Source organism: Lelliottia sp. EB106-05-01-XG201 (assembly GCF_058791735.1).
In genome coordinates, this window is record NZ_JBYTDV010000001.1 from 480101 (window position 1) to 496504 (window position 16404).

Genomic DNA, 16404 nt, shown 5'->3' on the forward strand with positions numbered 1-16404 from the left:
AATAAAGAAAATACGACATAACTAACAATACAAGGACTAATTATGCTAGATAAGTATTTCGATAAACCTACCCAAACTCAACGACAAAGGATTCTTGCTGTTCAGATGGCTCTTGATATAATAAAAACTCCATTATCATCAACACCAGAAGTTAAAGTTAAAGATTTGGAAAGGATTTTATCATTGTTTTCCGATAATTTATTTTCTTTAGCTGATAGTATTCAAGATGCGATAGAAAACATTCGAGACTGAATTTTTCGCATAGCGAAATGTCAAGACGCTTAAACTTATCATTTGAACATGTTAAGCTATTTAAAGAACCGGTATATTATTTAAATAAAACACCCGTAGCATAAAACTCTCTAGGCTGAAGTTAATAAAACGCCTCCGATTAAATCCATATGTTCGCCTTTGAAAAAAGGCGTACCAATTCAATAATTACTTATCGCTTGCTCCACCAAGCAAAACAAATTAATATTCAATTGAATTATAGATTTTTTTTCTAATACCAACTTTAGAAAACATTTATCACCAATACTCTCTATACATTAGGGAACCTGGTCAAATGAACATCTGAAAATTATAATTAATCATGGATATAAATTAATGTTAATTACTTTGTGAGAATGACTGAATGAATGTACGTTCAGTCTCATCAATTACTAAATACATTTAGAATAAATGATGTTTATCGTGTAATCGTACAGGCCTTTTTATATTATTAGATTCATTATATTTGTTAACTGCTGTGGCAAAACGTATAAATCAAGTGAGCGCTCAATCCCAAGTTTATTACATATCCTTCTTCTGGTTGCATAAATTGATTTGCATGACACTCCAGATACCACTGATGACCCCTTAACACTAAGCCCGGACAAAAAACAGTAAAAAAAATACATCTCAGTGTTTGAAAGAAATTCTTTCCTCGATAGATTTTTTCGTTGAGATACTCCCCCCCCCCGCCTGATGTCAATGATTGTTTTCAAAGAATTTAAAATTGGTTCATTAATAACGAGAATAGTTCTATTCAATCTTTTCGTGAGAGCCATCGTAAAATTTTTCATTTTTGAGTTGCACATAAAAATATATTTGTCATTGATATTATATTTAACACCCTTCATATTGTTTGTTATATCTATAAAAAACATATCATCTGTATTAAATGTAAAAGAATCCAAGATATTCAGTATTCCTAATTTTAGATAATAATTATCAGTGATTATTGTTGCCATAAACCCTCCATGAAATTAAGTTTCAATTTTAAATACATACAACATGAATAAGCAACGCAAAACATTTCAAGAATAATTAAATGACCATAATTTATAAAATACAACATTTATCTAACATAATTTTTTCTGGTTAACACTCGCACACGTTAACCAGATGTTTATTAAAACACCAGGTAGCAATACACAGTATTCATCACATAATTATTTCGCATATTCCATTAAAAAAACCAAATACAACTCAGTTAGCAGAATGATTAATTATCCAACATCTCATTGATTAATATATTATGATATTAATAATCTTTTCATCATGGCACTAATTCAATTCTGGTTTATTCTAAAAAAGAATTAACCATGATAATGTGTCCTCAGAAAATGCGCTGCACCTATAAAAAGTCACGAATTAACTAAGAGCATACTATCTTTTCCCTGAGTACGTTCGTGCCGAACATCTGTCTGAACAGGCATTCCCGATGCAATTTTCAATACATGGCTCAATAGATACGGTTGTATTCCCACCTTATGACTTGCAGTATATCCGGCAGATTGAAGATGAAAATCTCATGAGCAACAGGTTAGTTCCCGATCCACTTGAGTACCAGCGAAAGGTAAATCAGCTTTCCGCTGCGGGTCAACTTCAATCAGAACGGAGTATTTATACACTTCAGAGTCTCTGATAATACAGGTTTTCATACTAAGCCAGTGGCATATGATCACTCGAGCCATGCCCACGCTTACTGCTTATGAGCACCTTAAGCCATCTTAAATGACTTTGAGGTGTCTGATAAACTCATTGCGATTCAGTTTTTCCTATTTTTCGACTAAGGAACTTTCGCAAAAATGAAGTGGTCCGAAAAATCGGATCCATCAGAAACATCCTTACGCCTATTTCCGCTTTCTGTAAGTTCCGGATCTGCTTTCCTGATCCCGAAAATTTTTGTGAAATGAACCAGAGTTGCACCCTATACTCCAGGCGTGACGGGGATCTGGCGGCATATCCGACGCGGGGCGACGGCGCTGTCCGCGCCCGGGGAATGGCCGCTTTTCTTATTCCCTCGTCGTGTTTGACTTCCGGAAAGTCTTCATATGCAGGAAAGTCGGATCATCCGGAAGCGGGCATCCGGTAATTTAACAGAGTGGTTATATGGCTGCTTATTATCATTCTGAAAATGATGACGGCAGAGGAAAATCATTTGGGTGACAGACACAGACCTGTGCACAGTCAGATCTGCCGAGAGTCATAATTACTCTCAGTGACTATTTGTCATAAAAGGAAATGCAGCATGCCCTTTATCGGCACGTTGTCTGGTGTCGCCGCAACCAATGCGACACTAGCCTGGTTCGGTGGTGGTGCGCTCGCCGCGGGCGGAGCTGGAATGAGCGGCGGTATGCTGGTACTGGGGGGATAGTTGCGGCGCCGATTATCTATTTCGCAGCAAAAGGGGCTTGGACCAAAGCCCGCGCTTTTCAGGACCAAGAAGTGCTCGTTGAGCAAGAGCATGAAAAACTACGCGCACTAAAACCAGAACTCGAGAAGCAATATAACGACGTACTAACGTACACCATTCAATTAAATAGCCATTGCCACACATGGTTGGAACAAATGGATAACGAGCTAGCGATCCTTTACCCCTGGGGGAAATTCAGCATTTTTTACCGGGATTTGCTGCACATTATCGGTATTAAGTGGAAAAAACCTGAACATCTGGCGTCCATTGAAACCATGAATCAGCAGACTATTCAGTTTTTGCGTTTTTTCCAAAACGAGAACACGTGACCCGAACATCTACAATTAATACAGTGCGGGCTTAGCAATGTCCGCTCCTGGCACGCAGCGGACATGACCTGTTCCACGTTGATTAATACACCGTTATGTTAGTAATGGCCTCCAGCAGTGGTAAAAGCTCCTTATCTATTTTAAATGCCAGGGCACGGATAGCTGGCTGATGCGATTTCCCTTTTCTCTCCGGCCCTGGTAATCAAAAAACCAGCCCTAAAGCTGGTTCTCCTGCTCCGTGTTCGAACGGCCTGACCATGGAAGATAGCGTATCGTCAGGCACAGTAGCTGATTTAAGGCATCAGATAGGGTGGGTGATGATCTCCCGCTGTAAATCCGAGGTGATAGTAACGGTGTTTTGCCGCAGCGAGATAACCACGTTACGCATCAGGTCCTCTTCCGCGTGCAGGTCGATCACGTGCACGCTGATGAATGTCGGTGCCCGTGAGCGGGTTTTCAGGTAGCTCAGTGACGTCAGGGGCGGGTTTGCCGGACCCAGCAACTGGTGGAGCTCTGCCTTCGGGTCACTGCAGGCGCAATGGATCTGGATTTTTTTCCCCATCAGGGTGCGGAACGGCACCGTGACTGTCCGGCCCATCGGGCTGACGAAGCACTCACTGAAATAAAACAGGGGATCGCTTTCGTCATAATCACGCAGGGGCCGGTAGCTTCCGGTGGTTATCAGCCGTTCGCCGTCAATGTGCAGAATGTTATCCAGCTGACGGCGGTGGGGGTTGGTCACGCGGGTGATATCCACCACCATGTGTTCATACACAATCACCTTCCGGCGATAAACGATGTCCCGGTAGGCGTAGGTGTTCCACTCCACGCGGGTCAGGCAGGGTACCTCGGCCGGGGGCTCACGCCAGTCTACCTCGACCGTCACCTCGGCGTACTTTTCCGTCTCTGTAAAGCTCAGTGTCTGTGGACTGGCGGGCGGCTGGTTGGACTCTTCTGCGCACAGGACGTTATGGGTGAGCGTGTTTTTGTAGTAGCTGTAGTGCATCGGTGCCCCGTATCCGGTGGTGCCCATGTCAGGAAGAATGGCCACGTTCTGGTCGTAAATAATGAGCCCGGGCTTATCGTAGTGATCGTGCTCGCCCCCGTAGGGGGTGTGCTTGACGACCACAGCCCGGCCCTGATGGGGATTGCGGAAAATGGTGATGCCGTTATCCGGGTCGTGATAATTGCCCGTCTCCCGGACCGGCTCCGTGATGCGCAGCCGCGGATCGCCGTACAGGAAGGCACCCAGGCTGGTCCGGGGCTCCTTGTCATAGATGATGGAGAGCATGCGCGCATAGTTGTCTTCCCCGTAGCAGGCGTAGGCAAACTCGTAAAGGTCAGGATAGGTCACCGTATCTTTCATCGGGATGCAGTCATTGAATGCGGGCTCGGTGTCGTCCGGCATCAGCAGCTTAATGGGCAGGTCGAGCATTTTCCTGTAGTACGGCTGGCTCATCAGGCTGTAGTCCTGGTGGGCATAGCGGACCATGCGCTCAAATTCGAAGAAGCCCTGCAGGGCATAATGGTGATAGTGCAGGGACCCTTCAAACCACAGGCCGCCTTTGAGGACCCCACACCTGAGCTGGTCGTGCAGACCCCAGACGGCATTGACGCCGGTCTGCAGGTAGCGGGGGTCATCCAGCACCGCGCCGGTCATGGCCAGCGCACTGTTGATCCGCACTTCATGGTTATGCAGCTGATTCCAGCGCTTACTGATGAGAAATTCGGCGCAGGCCCGGAGTAAATCACGCTCGATGGTGGTCCGCTCTGCCGGGGCCAGTGCGTCATAGATGAGATCGTAGCCCTTCACAAACCCGGACAGACACAGGGCTTCACAGAGCGTCTGGGCATTCATTTTCCCGGGGCCGTTATAGGGGATCCCGCCGTGCTCGGCATAGCCGGGGTAGTAGCGCGCGTACGCCATGAGGATATCCCGTACTATCGTGAAATAGACCTCCTCCCCGGTCAGCATCCAGGCGATACCCAGTTCATAACAGGCCCGGGCGTTCAGGTCGTTGAGTTTTCGCCACCAGGCTCCCCGGTACGGTTCCCCCGTCAGAACTTCGTTATCGACCGGGCAGTGGTAGGCTTCCGGTGAGAGCCGGTCCCACATAAGCGGGACGCCATGTTTCGGGCAGTAGTAGAAGAGCTCCCAGCTGGCACATCCTGTTTCGGGGACCAGAACGGGGTGGTTAAGCACGACCTCATTGTCTTTGCGTATTTTGTTAAGGATGCGTGGATCGTCGAGGCAGGCCTGCCTCAGGCGCTGGATATCGGACGGACTGAACTGTTTCATGATGCTTTCTCCTGGTGGGGTCAGAGACCCGTGTTAAGGACAGTGTCATGGAGGGGATCGGAACGGGGAATGCTGAGCAGGGTCCAGAGCAGGGCGGCCCCGATAAGATCAAGGAAGCCCAGCACGTCGAAGACCAGGCTGTAGCCGATACTGGCCACGGCGGCCCCGATCAGCAGCGTCCCGATAAATCCCCCCACGCCGCCGACCAGCCCGGCAAAGCCGGTGACGGTGCCGACCTCGTCCTCGCTGAAGAATTCAGCCGACATGCTGATCACCGTGATGGAGGCACACTGGTGGGCGAACCCGGCGACGCAGAAGAGGGTGATAGCCATCCCGGTGGTGGTGACAAAGTTGAGCAGCGGGATAAGCATCATCAGGCAGGCGGCCAGGGTGAAGGTGATGCGTTTGGCGTTGATGAGGGTGATCCCGCGCCGGTTAAGCCACTGTGCAAACAGGCCCGCAAAGAGGCAACCTGCGTCGGCGGTGAGGAACGGCAGCCAGGCGAAGAGGGCAATTTGTTTCAGATCCAGATGGCGGACGGTGACCAGATAGAGGGGCATCCAGAAGCCCAGCGCGGCCCAGGTGGGGTCCGCAAACAGGCGGGGCAGGGAGATAGCCCAGAGGTTCCGCCGGGGCAACAGCGATTTCAGCGAGACGCGGCGCGTGACTTTCGTGCGCTTTGCTTCGCGGCCAATCAGGCCGAGCTCCTCTTCCGTGATGAGGGCATGCTTTTCCGGGGCGCGGTAGGCAATCAGCCAGAGCACGGACCAGACAATCCCGAAGACGCTCGCCACGACAAAGGCGATGCGCCAGTTGTAATGGATGATGGACCAGGCGACCACGGGCGGAGCGAGCATGGCCCCGGCTGAAGTGCCGATGCTGTAGATCCCACAGGCCAGGCCGCGCTCCCGGGGGGGGAACCACTGGGCGGAGACTTTCATCCCGGCAGGATTGAAGGTGGACTCGGTGAGGCCAATGCCCATCCGGAGTATCATCATGGGGAGCCAGGAGCTGAAGAAACCGGTCAGCGCGTTAAAGACGGACCAGAGGATGGCCATCATGGCGAAGACCCAGCGTACGCCGAACCGGTCCATGATATAGCCGGCACAGACCCCGCCCACCGGGTAAGCAAGGTTAAAGGCGGCGGTGATCCAGGCGTACTGCTGTTCGGTAAAGCCGATGTCCTTCAGCATGGTCGGGGCAGCGATACCGAGGGTATTACGGGACAGGTAGTTAGTGATGGTGCCCATCATAACCAGGACAATAATGTACCATCGTAGATTCTTAATTTTCATTTCCAGGGCATCCTTTTCTGTCTGTTAATGCGTGAGTTTTGATGTCCTGCCTGAATAACGCGTGAGCGAAGCCGTTGCCCGTATACGAAATAAAGGCCAGAGACGAAGTCGGGTAGTACTGTCAGTCAGGTTTTCAGATACCTCCTCGTGCGGTGGTCTTGCTTAGTTTCAGGCAACAGTTATCCCCACCCGGTAAGGGTGTGATGAGTCGTTCACTGTTATTCTTTCGGCCCGGTGCGTTATCCCCCGTTGTCGGCTATCCGCGTCCGGCCCCCTCATCAGCCGTGCGTCAGGTAAACAGTCCGGTGGCGCAGAGCCAGCCGATGATGACGGCCAGCGGTCCCGTCAGCTGGCGGGAGAGTAAAAAAGCAGGTACTCCGGCGGCGATAGTGGCCCGGCTGGCTCCCTGAATAGCCAGCCCCACGGGAATGAAATCGCATCCGACCTGCACGTTGATGGCGAACAGGGCGGGTAGAGCCAGGGCGGGAGGCAGGGTCCCGGTCCCGATTTGCGTCCCGATAATCACTCCAGCCATCTGCGAGAAGGCTGCCCCCGGCCCGAGCAGCGGGGACAGGAACGGGAAGCTGCAGATGACCGAGAGCAGCAGGAGTCCCCAGACCGAGCCCACGAGCGGGGTCAGCAGGTGTTCCATAGCGGCCCCCAGGGTTGAGTTTTCGGCGAGGGCCATCAGCAGGGCGATCAGGGCCATAAAGGGCAGGATGTCGCGCAGTGATACCTGAATGGCCTCCCGGGCTGCATCGCGTAACAGGGGGAGTACTTCCCCCACCCACAGGGCCAGACGAACCTCCCCGGCGGCAAGACACTTAATCCCGCGTGGCGCGGGTGGCGAATGGCGGATTACTGGCCCGGACTCCCGTATGGGCGATGAGACCGGATCGGGCACGGTGTGTATGTCCGCCCGGGCGATTTCGGAGAGGGTCACTCCGGAGACATAGGTGGCATCGGTGATGAAGCCTGCGAGATGGCCGTTGTAGCGGCCCGGCCGGACGTTGATTACCGGAATGCGCTTCTGAGGGTAAAGGCCGCAGAGCAGGGAGCCCGGGTCGTCGAGCACCACGCAGAGCAGCCGTTCGTCGGGGGGCAGGGTGGAATAGCCGTTGACCAGCCCGGACCCGGTCAGGGCCGCCAGCTCAATGGCGACGGGATGAAAATCCCCGCCTGTGAGACACAGGATGATCCGGCCGCTGCGCAGCGGAAGCCAGAAGCCTGTGCCGCTGCCCCCGGGGCCGGGGGTGATGTGGATCAGCTCCATGGATAGCCCTCCTTGATGATGAATGCGCCCCACAGATCGGCAAGCTCTGAAGTCGGACTGCCCGGATGCAGGACCCCGTCGTGGAGAGGCACATGTGCATGTTCGAAGAACATGACCAGGAGGCCGTTCCCGAATAGAGACCCCCGCGCCCGTGAGCGGCAGTCTTCCACATGGGTTCCCTGCTTGAGGATGAGGGTGTGGTAGCGTTGCATCAGCGTTTCCCTCGTGAGGTGATCCGCAGAAAGATCCACTCTGTGACCATTCCCCGGATAAGGCAGATCAGCACGCCAGTCAGGAGATAGCGCAGGGCCAACTGGGTCACGGGCAGGCCATGGTTCCGAAGTCCGGCCGTAATGCTTAGCCAGGCGACCAGTTCAGGGGTCACTACCCCCGGGAAGGCGGTGGACAGGGGATGGGCAAGGGTGGTGAGTGCATCCTCGAAGCCGGGCTTACTTTTCTCCGGCAACACGAACCCGAGGGCCAGCGCCCCTGGAGCCCGGAGCAGCAGCCAGCCAATGACTGGCAACAGCCCGTAGGTGAGCACCCTGGAATGGCCACAAAGCCGGGCGAGGGCCTCCGTTTGCGAGGTACCTACGAGGCGCAGGGTCACGGTGAGCAGGATCCGCATGAACAGAAATACGGGCAGTATGGTGACGGCCAGCGTGAGAAAATGGCCGCTGGCGCTCTGGATAAAGGTAAGGATGCCATCGTTCAGGCTGAGCAGTTCCATGTCCAGTCCTCTGTCTGGAGAAAAAAAAACGTGGCCCTGGCAAACCTACCAGGAGGAGCCAGCATGTCTGATACAACAGTCAGAGACCCCGGACACAGTGGCGGTACAGACTCAAGCACCTGCTTAGTTTTTTTCAGGGCGAGCGCAGGCGTGGCATTTCAGCCCTGTTTATGCGATTCTCAGAAGTTAAGTTTGCAGAAATACAATGTCTGCAATGAGATGAATGATTACAAGATAACAAAGTTAACTTTAAATGTGAATCTTAACTTTTGTCTCGTGAAAATGTCATTAATTGATTAATAATCAACGGCTTATTCTTCTGGGTAACTGAAATGGATATTAAGAAAGAAGAAAATCGAGAAGAAGATCACAAATTCCAGTTTGGAAGAAGATTAGCTCAAGCTATGTTGCTTACAAAGCATTCTAATGCGGCCTTAGCTAAGGCTATTGGTGTTAGTGAGCCAATGATTAAAAAATACGTGGATGGGAAAAATTTACCTAAGGCTGATGTGCTCCAAAAGATTTCACTAGTATTAGGTATTGATGTTTCTCTATTGCTTGATGCCCAGGATTCAGATGGTAATAGAGAGGATAAAGACCTTGAGTTCCTTAACCAAACATTCAAATATCTCACTGTCTTACAAAGAAAAATAATCCTTAGGCAACTTTCTGAAACCGTAACAAATCTCCTTAAGCTAGAAGAAAACTACCTTACCAAGAAATGACTAAGTCAGAATTCGGCCGGAGGCATACTGATGCTATGTCTGCGACAGTGACACGGTTAGCTCACTTGTTGTCAAAACAGGTATACCTAACTCGCCTATCAGGAGTTATCTGAAGGGAGACTCTTTTCCTGGGATTTTACAGCTTAAAAAATTAGCTCCTGGTATGGGCATCAAAGCGGGAGGGCTATTGGGCGACGAGGATGGTCAACCCGCATTGCGATCGGATGCTGGTGCGCTTGAAAAAGATCTCGAGTTACTTAACAGTGTGTTCAGATATATGACGCCAGGACAGAGAGCCAGAATCTTAAAGCGTGTGCTTAACAGTACTGGATAAGGATTTTGACGGAAGTCGGTAAGGGGAGTAGTACAGTTGTTATCGGGGAAATCATGAGCTTGATTATCCGGTAAGTGACTGACGTCCAGTTAAAGTACCCCAAAAAACAGAGAGCTTATTTAGGCTCAATGAGCCTTCTTTGCCATCCGCCCCATGACATCGCCCAGTCATTACGCCCCACGGTGTTGGGCGATGTCATGGGGCGATAGCCAGGTCGCGCTGCGGCAAAGTGCCGTAAAGCTGTGCTTCCCGGCACAACACCCCGAACGCCTGTCACTGCGGGCTGGACGCCCTTATTTCCAGTCTCACAGGGGTAATGTCGCGTCTGGACGCCGCGCCAAAACCCCCAGGGTCAAAAGCGGCACACCGTCACGCGCTACGCGCGACCAACCCCTTTAAGACGCGCGTTTCGCCTGTTTTTTCTCGCAGGCTCCAAAAAACGGGAACGCTGCTTTAAAGGGGTTGGTCGCGCAACGCTACCGGCTTCTGGCCGGAGACTTAGCGGCGACGGTGTGCGGGGCAAGCCCCCCAAATAAACCGACGCGTGGGCGCGTCTTTTTGCTCGCTGGGGCGGCAAAATTTATTCGGCTCCCCCCGGCCTGCTCGGTTCCCCCCGGGGTGAACGCTCGCAGGTGGGTTCGGGCGACGCAAATTAGCCATTTCTTCGAAATGGAATTTACTCACCTCACGCCACTTTTTAATTTCTGCTGTTCGCATCCATTAAAAAGCCATACAAGCGCAGCCTGTCATATCGATTGTCCCTGAAACACGGGTAACGACGATGGTGAGTAATCCCGCTGTTTTATCAGGGCCCAGTGCTCGCTCTGCTGCACTCCACCTCAGCCCTTTGTTTGTTCAGTAGCAGCTTATTCCCTGGTGCACTAGTCTGGCTCAGGCAACCTTAATCGACTTCTCGAAGCGATAAGCCGGGATAAATTGATGCTGGCAGGCATCAAGATAATCCGACCACCATTGCATCATCTGAGTTCGTTCGTCGAGGTGTTCTGCTTTATGAATATAGGCGGCACGAACGTGATTACGCTCCTGATGGCTCATCTGCCGCTCCACAGCATCTTTTGACCAGCGACCTGATTCAATCAACGCGCTACACGCTATCGTACGGAAGCCATGTCCGCAGATGTCCACCTGTGTGTCGTAACCCATCGTGCGCAGTGCCTTGTTGATGGTGTTCTCACTCATTGGCTTACGGGCATCGTGATCGCCGGGGAAGAGTAAATCCCCGTTGCCGGATAACAGTTTTAGCTGCTTCAGTACCGTTACCGCCTGTTTTGACAGCGGCACCAGATGCGGCGTTTTCATTTTTGCACCGCGTTCTGAGTAACGCACACCGGTGATGGGTTCCCGATTTGCAGGAAGTGTCCACATCGCATTATCCAGGTCGATCTCCGGCCAGCGGGCAAAACGTAATTCACTGGAGCGAATAAAAATCAGCAAATTAAGCTGTACCGCCAGCTTTGTTAGCCGTCTGCCTGAATAGCTTTCTATTCTTTCCAGTAGTTCCGGTAATTTTTCCAGCGGCAGGGCAGGGTAATGGTTTTTTGGTGGCGGGGTGATAGCGCCGCAGAGGTCATTGGCCGGGTTGCTTGTAATCAATCCTTCCTGTACGGCATAACGCATGATGACCGTGGTACGTTGCTGTATTCGTGCTGCGGTTTCCAGGCAACCTTTTTTCTCTGCTATCCGTAGCGGAATAAGCAGATCGGCAGTTTTCAGGTCAGTCACAAGGGCATTGCCGATGAGCGGGAAAATGTGCAACTCCAGTGACCTCAGGACTCTGGTGGCGTGTGCCTCACTCCAGCGAATGTTCGCGGCTACCCACTGACGGGAGACGGTCTCGAAGGTAATGCCGTTTTTTCTCGTCTGCTTGTCCTGCTGTTTCTTTACACCGGGATCGGCACCTGTGCTCAGTATTGTGCGGGCTTCCTGGCGCAGTTTACGGGCCGTTGCCAGCGAGACAGTCGGGTAAGCACCAAACGCCAGCTTTTTCTCTTTTCCGCCAAAGCGGTACTTAAGGTGCCAGAGTTTGGAACCGTTGGGTTTAATCAGCAGGTATAAACCTTGCGTGTCGCTGAGTTTGTAAGGTTTGTCGAGAGGTTTGGCGTGGCGGGTGGCGGTATCAGTCAGAGGCATTGTGGGGGCTCCGTAGTTTATCAAACCGGCAGGCCCCCAATTAAGCCCCCAAAAACTACGGATGTCAAAAAATCTGGCAGTACCTTGCGGCACTCCAGATTGTCATCAACCTACTGATTTTTCTATGTTCCCGGACGTATAGGAACGTCCAAAAACAAAAATAGTGGTGCCCGGACTCGGAATCGAACCAAGGACACGGGGATTTTCAATCCCCTGCTCTACCGACTGAGCTATCCGGGCAACGGAGCGCATTAAACCTTAATCCCGCATGTGCGTCAACCCTAATTCGGGAAAAGCTGTTCAACTGCTTAACTTTACGGCAATCTGTCGGTTTGCGCAGCGAAATTGCACAAATCTTCCAGACAATGAGGGGCCGAAATCGCAATGCTGACAGATTACAGGAGGAGTGTATGACGAACGACTGGCTTGAGCTCCGTCAGCATGCAGATACGGGCATTGAAACCATTAAAGCGCACTTTGAAGGCCACGCCTTCGACCCACACTGGCACGACAGCTATCTGGTCGGCATCACGCTTTCTGGCACCCAGCAGTTCCACTGCCGCCGCGAGCGACACCGTAGCCAGCCGGGAGATGCCTTTCTGCTCGAACCCGGTGAGATCCACGATGGCGACGCACCCGTCGAGGGCGGTTTTACCTACCTGACCTTTTACCTGGACGAGCAGTGGCTGAACAACACGCTGCATGGCCTGTACGAATCCACCCCCGGCAGTTATTCACTCCATTTTGCCCAGACCCTGACGCGCGAGCCGCAGCTGGTTCGCACCATCGGTGAGACGTTTAGCGCCCTGCATCAGGATGAGATGAAAATCGTCCAGCAAAGTACGATGGATAACTTGCTGGCGCAAATCACCTCCCATTGCCACTGGCGAAAACGGCTGCCTTCGCAGCTGCAAAGCGCGGCGGTGGCACATCGGGCGCGCGATTACCTGTACGCGCATCTCGGTGAAAACCTCGGGCTGTCAGATCTGGCGCGCGAGACGGGAACCGATCGCTTTACGCTGACCCGCTGCTTCAAACGTGAGTTTCACCTGGCGCCGCACGCCTGGCTTATCCAGCTTCGACTCGCGAAAGCCCGTCAGATGCTGGCACGTGGCGATTTACCCATCGATGTCGCTGCGTCACTCGGTTTCGCCGACCAGAGCCATCTTGGGCGCTGGTTCCAGCGGGCCTATCGCATCACCCCAGCCCATTACCGAAAGTTGTGCACAAACCTTCCAGACGTTTCCAGAAAATAACGTCACAGTCAGGTCTCCAATAAGAAGGAGCTACCTGTGACTGTAATGCCGTTTCTGCTTTTTGCCTTTGTCGCTTCGATAACGCCAGGCCCGACCAACATCCTCGTTCTGACCAACAGCCAGCACTATGGCGTGAAGGCAACCCTTCCGGCTCTTGTGAGCGGCTGTGTGGCGGCCAGCGCCATCGTGTTGATATCCGGTGCAGGGGCGGGAGAAGTCTTGCGCCAGTACCCGCTGATTCGTCAGGTAATGAGCTGGGCGGGTGTGCTGTGGTTAAGCTGGATGAGCTGGCAGCTATTCAATGCCCCAGCGGCAAATCTGACCAACGGCTCACACCACCGCTTTACGGCACGGGCGGCTGCACTACTGCAGGTGGTTAATCCAAAGACATGGATGATGGCGCTGGCGGTCGTCAGCCTGTTTGCTCCAGCGGGGGAACATACGTTGCGGGATATCGCGCTGATGGCGCTGTGGTTCTTAATGATATCGATTATGTGTCTGATGTGCTGGGCGTGGCTGGGGAAGGCGGTGAACCGTGTGTTTCGCACCACCGTGGCGATGGTGCGCTTTCAACGCGCGATGGCCCTGTGCCTGCTGGTATCCGCGTGGGCAGGCATGCTGGCTTAAGTCAGCGCGCCACCCATGCGGCACTGAGCAAAACGCAGAATATCTTCCGCCAGACGGTGCGCCGTCTCAACGTCAGTCACACTCCGGTTGACCAGCATGCGGCTCAGGCATCCTTCCAGCACCAGTTCCATCTGTTTGGCCACCATCGCCGGATCGTCCACTTCGAGCGTCGTCAGCAGCTCGTGCGTGAAGTCGTGGGCCGCGCTTTTCTGCTGATCCGCCAGCTGATGGATCGGATGACCCGGATCTGGGTAGAACGTGCAGGCGGCAATAAACAGGCAGCCCGGATAGCGGTTGTTGCGAACGCAATCCGCCAGGGCGGTGTAGCGCGCCAGTAATTTCTGTTCAGGCGACAGCTCTTCGTTCAGCATCAGCTGCCTGCGCCAGATATCCACCTGCTGGCTGAGATAGCGCAGGGCGTCATAGAGCAGCGCCTCTTTATCGGGCCAGAAGCGGCGCAATTCATCCAGAGGATAATCGATGCGTTCGGCGACCATCTCAAGCGTGGTGCTGGCGATCCCTTGTACTTCAAGTAATTGCAGGGCTTGTCCCAGTACGTCTTCACGTTGCACGGTTTTCTCCTCCCAATGCTAACGGTTTCTTCCGTTATCAGTGTCGTTTACGGTTGGCGATCGCGCAAATGTGCGCTGAATGCGGCTGCATCCATAAATCCGGTCACGCGCCCGGCGGGCTGCTCTTCGCCCCGTTCATTAAAGAACAGAATTGTCGGCAGACCAAGCACGTTGAGTTCCTTCAGCAAGGCCTTGTCCTGCGCGCTATTGGCCGTCACATTGGCCTGCAGCAGAACGGTCTCTTTCAGCGCATTTTGTACCTGCGGATCGCTAAAGGTGTATTTTTCAAACTCTTTACAGGCCACGCACCAGTCGGCGTAGAGGTCGAGCATCACCGGTTTGCCCTTGGCCTGCGCCAATGCGGTACGCAATTCATCGACGTTGCTGATTTGCGTAAAGTTAAGATGCGCCTGTGTTTGTGTCGTTGCGGAGCCAAACGCCCAGTCCTGAAGCGGGCGCACGCTCACCAGCGCGGCGGCCAGCAGGATAATTTGCACGATGCGCATCCACGATTTTTTTGCCTGCAAACTGGTGATAAACGCCCAGCTGAAGAACGCGACGCCCAGAATCGCCCACAGACGTATTCCCCAGACATCGCCAATAATGCGCTCCAGCAGGAATACCGGCAGCGCCAGAATCACAAAGCCGAACGCGGTTTTCACCGTCTCCATCCACGGCCCGCTTTTCGGCAGCAGTCGGTTGCCGAACACGGTGACCAGAATCAACGGCAGGCCCATGCCCAGCGCGTAGAGATAGAGTGTCCCACCACCGAACCACATATTCCCGCTCTGAGCGATGTAGAGCAGGATGGCGCTCAGCGGCGCGGTGGTGCAGGGTGAGCAAATCAGCCCGGCGATCGCCCCCATGACAAACACCCCGCCAGCCGAACCGCCCTGCTGACGATTGCTCATCAGCGTTAAGCGCGTTTGCAGGGACGACGGCAATTGCAGGGTGAACAGCCCGAACATCGACAGCGCCAGCAGGGTAAAGACCACCGACAGACCGATGAGCACATACGGATGCTGAAGTGCGGCCTGGAACTGCAGCCCCGCCGCGGCCACCACAAGGCCGAGCGCGGTATAAGTGAGCGCCATTCCCTGAACATAGATAAAGGCCAGCAGCAGCGCGCGGGCGGTAGATAAACGCTGTTTACCGCCGAGTACGATACCGGAGATCAGGGGATACATTGGCAATACGCATGGCGTGAAGGCGATGCCGATCCCGATCAATAACGCCCAGAGGGCAGAGAAGGGGAGTTCCGCGCTCTTTTCACTCGGCTCCTGAGAAGGGGGAACAGGGGTTGCCGCCACGACTTCACTCAGCGGCACCACTTTAGTTTCCGGCGGATAGCAGAAACCGGCATCTGCGCAGCCCTGATACGTCACCGTCAGCGTCGCGCCCTGGCTTGCCTGATTCACCGTGACCGGCACCGTCAGTCGGTGGCGGTAGATCTCGCTTTTACCGTAGAACTCGTCTTCGTGCCATTCGCCCGCAGGCAGCTGTGGCTCGCCGAGCGTCGCATTCGCAGGAGTGATACTGACCTGCTTGCGGTACAGGTAGTACCCGTCCTTCACCTGCCATCTCAGATTCAGATCGTGCTGGTTCTGCTGGAAGTCGAAAACAAATGCCCGATCGGCGGGAATGAAATTAGAGCGGCCGGGCGCGTCGAACAGCCCGGCAAAAACTGATGTGCTGCACAGCAGCAGGATCAGCGTAAGGAAGCGTTGAGCCATGAGAGATAATCGTTATCGCCGTGAGCCACTGGCAGCACCAGCAGTTCGGGGGTCTGGTAAGGATGATGAGACTTGAGGCAATCGAGAAGCGCCTGCTGATGCGCGACGTTGGTTTTCAGCAGCATTTGTACTTCGTACTCCTGTTCCAGCTTGCCTTCCCAGTAGTACATCGAGGTGGCACCAGGCAGGATGGTCACGCAGGCCGCGAGCTGTTCGGCCAGCACTTTTGCGGCAAGCTCCTGGGCCGTGGCTTCATCGGGTGCGGTACAGAGTACAACGACTGCGTCAGGTGTATTCACTACTCGACCTCCTCATCGCGAAAAAATCACTATATCACGCTGGGCCGAAGGGCATTAATGAATCGGGCCGCTGAGCGGCCCGACTTTAACTATTTTTACAC

The 16404-nt window shown here is 53.1% G+C and carries 15 protein-coding genes and 1 tRNA gene; 5 read left to right on the forward strand and 11 right to left on the reverse strand.

Translation table 11 applies throughout. The features are described 5' to 3' along the window. Positions 1-42: 42 nt before the first annotated feature. A complete protein-coding gene (locus tag AC3WS9_RS02210; protein ID WP_492486451.1) occupies positions 43-252 on the forward strand; it encodes a hypothetical protein in 210 nt (69 codons plus the stop codon). Positions 253-713: 461 nt separating this feature from the next. Here the strand turns inward: AC3WS9_RS02210 and AC3WS9_RS02215 are convergent, their stop codons facing one another. Next, positions 714-1232, reverse strand: coding sequence for a hypothetical protein (locus AC3WS9_RS02215; protein ID WP_492486453.1), 519 nt, complete (start codon positions 1230-1232; stop codon positions 714-716). Between the two features lie 1276 nt (positions 1233-2508). Between AC3WS9_RS02215 and AC3WS9_RS02220 the strand changes: the two genes are divergently transcribed. Next, the gene (locus AC3WS9_RS02220; RefSeq protein ID WP_492486455.1) at positions 2509-3009 is read left to right on the forward strand and encodes a hypothetical protein; all 501 of its coding nucleotides are present in this window, start codon (positions 2509-2511) and stop codon (positions 3007-3009) included. 301 nt (positions 3010-3310) lie between these two features. On the opposite strand, the gene AC3WS9_RS02225 is transcribed toward AC3WS9_RS02220, so the two are convergent. The 5 genes from AC3WS9_RS02225 to AC3WS9_RS02245 form a co-directional block, all read right to left on the reverse strand. Then, positions 3311-5308 (reverse strand): heparinase II/III domain-containing protein, encoded by a 1998-nt coding sequence (locus AC3WS9_RS02225; RefSeq protein ID WP_492486457.1) that lies wholly within the window; start codon positions 5306-5308, stop codon positions 3311-3313. A gap of 20 nt (positions 5309-5328) precedes the next feature. Next, the gene (locus AC3WS9_RS02230; RefSeq protein ID WP_492486459.1) at positions 5329-6603 is read right to left on the reverse strand and encodes an MFS transporter; all 1275 of its coding nucleotides are present in this window, start codon (positions 6601-6603) and stop codon (positions 5329-5331) included. A 289-nt stretch (positions 6604-6892) separates the two neighbouring features. Then, on the reverse strand, positions 6893-7876 hold the full coding sequence (locus tag AC3WS9_RS02235) for a PTS glucitol/sorbitol transporter subunit IIB (RefSeq protein WP_492486461.1): 984 nt from the start codon (positions 7874-7876) through the stop codon (positions 6893-6895). Next, on the reverse strand, positions 7867-8088 hold the full coding sequence (locus AC3WS9_RS02240) for a hypothetical protein (RefSeq protein WP_492486463.1): 222 nt from the start codon (positions 8086-8088) through the stop codon (positions 7867-7869). Before AC3WS9_RS02240 ends, AC3WS9_RS02235 begins: the two co-directional genes overlap by 10 nt. After that, positions 8088-8606: a PTS glucitol/sorbitol transporter subunit IIC gene (locus AC3WS9_RS02245; protein WP_492486465.1), complete on the reverse strand. Its 519-nt coding sequence runs from the start codon at positions 8604-8606 to the stop codon at positions 8088-8090. Before AC3WS9_RS02245 ends, AC3WS9_RS02240 begins: the two co-directional genes overlap by 1 nt. Before the next feature lie 332 nt (positions 8607-8938). Between AC3WS9_RS02245 and AC3WS9_RS02250 the strand changes: the two genes are divergently transcribed. Beyond that, on the forward strand, positions 8939-9331 hold the full coding sequence (locus AC3WS9_RS02250; protein WP_234103760.1) for a helix-turn-helix domain-containing protein: 393 nt from the start codon (positions 8939-8941) through the stop codon (positions 9329-9331). 1225 nt (positions 9332-10556) lie between these two features. Here AC3WS9_RS02250 and AC3WS9_RS02255 read toward each other — a convergent pair. Beyond that, positions 10557-11816, reverse strand: a complete 1260-nt coding sequence (locus AC3WS9_RS02255) for a tyrosine-type recombinase/integrase (RefSeq protein ID WP_492486468.1) — start codon at positions 11814-11816, stop codon at positions 10557-10559. Between the two features lie 164 nt (positions 11817-11980). Then, positions 11981-12056, reverse strand: a tRNA-Phe gene (locus AC3WS9_RS02260). Positions 12057-12226: 170 nt separating this feature from the next. Here AC3WS9_RS02260 and AC3WS9_RS02265 point away from each other — a divergent pair. Together AC3WS9_RS02265 and AC3WS9_RS02270 are read left to right on the forward strand one after the other, a co-directional pair. Continuing rightward, complete coding sequence (locus tag AC3WS9_RS02265; RefSeq protein WP_492486470.1) at positions 12227-13072, forward strand: AraC family ligand binding domain-containing protein; 846 nt, start codon at positions 12227-12229, stop codon at positions 13070-13072. Between the two features lie 36 nt (positions 13073-13108). Further along, entirely contained in the window at positions 13109-13699 is a 591-nt protein-coding gene (locus AC3WS9_RS02270; RefSeq protein WP_282491534.1) for a LysE family translocator, read from the forward strand. Here AC3WS9_RS02270 and AC3WS9_RS02275 read toward each other — a convergent pair. Genes AC3WS9_RS02275 through cutA form a run of 3 tightly spaced genes read right to left on the reverse strand, consistent with a single transcriptional unit; the run spans position 13696 to position 16303 of the window. After that, positions 13696-14271 (reverse strand): transcriptional regulator, encoded by a 576-nt coding sequence (locus tag AC3WS9_RS02275; RefSeq protein ID WP_282491533.1) that lies wholly within the window; start codon positions 14269-14271, stop codon positions 13696-13698. The genes AC3WS9_RS02270 and AC3WS9_RS02275 overlap by 4 nt on opposite strands. 47 nt (positions 14272-14318) lie before the next feature. Next, a complete protein-coding gene (locus AC3WS9_RS02280) occupies positions 14319-16004 on the reverse strand; it encodes a protein-disulfide reductase DsbD (protein WP_492486473.1) in 1686 nt (561 codons plus the stop codon). After that, complete coding sequence (gene cutA / locus AC3WS9_RS02285; RefSeq protein ID WP_282491531.1) at positions 15980-16303, reverse strand: divalent cation tolerance protein CutA; 324 nt, start codon at positions 16301-16303, stop codon at positions 15980-15982. Before cutA ends, AC3WS9_RS02280 begins: the two co-directional genes overlap by 25 nt. Positions 16304-16404: the final 101 nt, after the last annotated feature.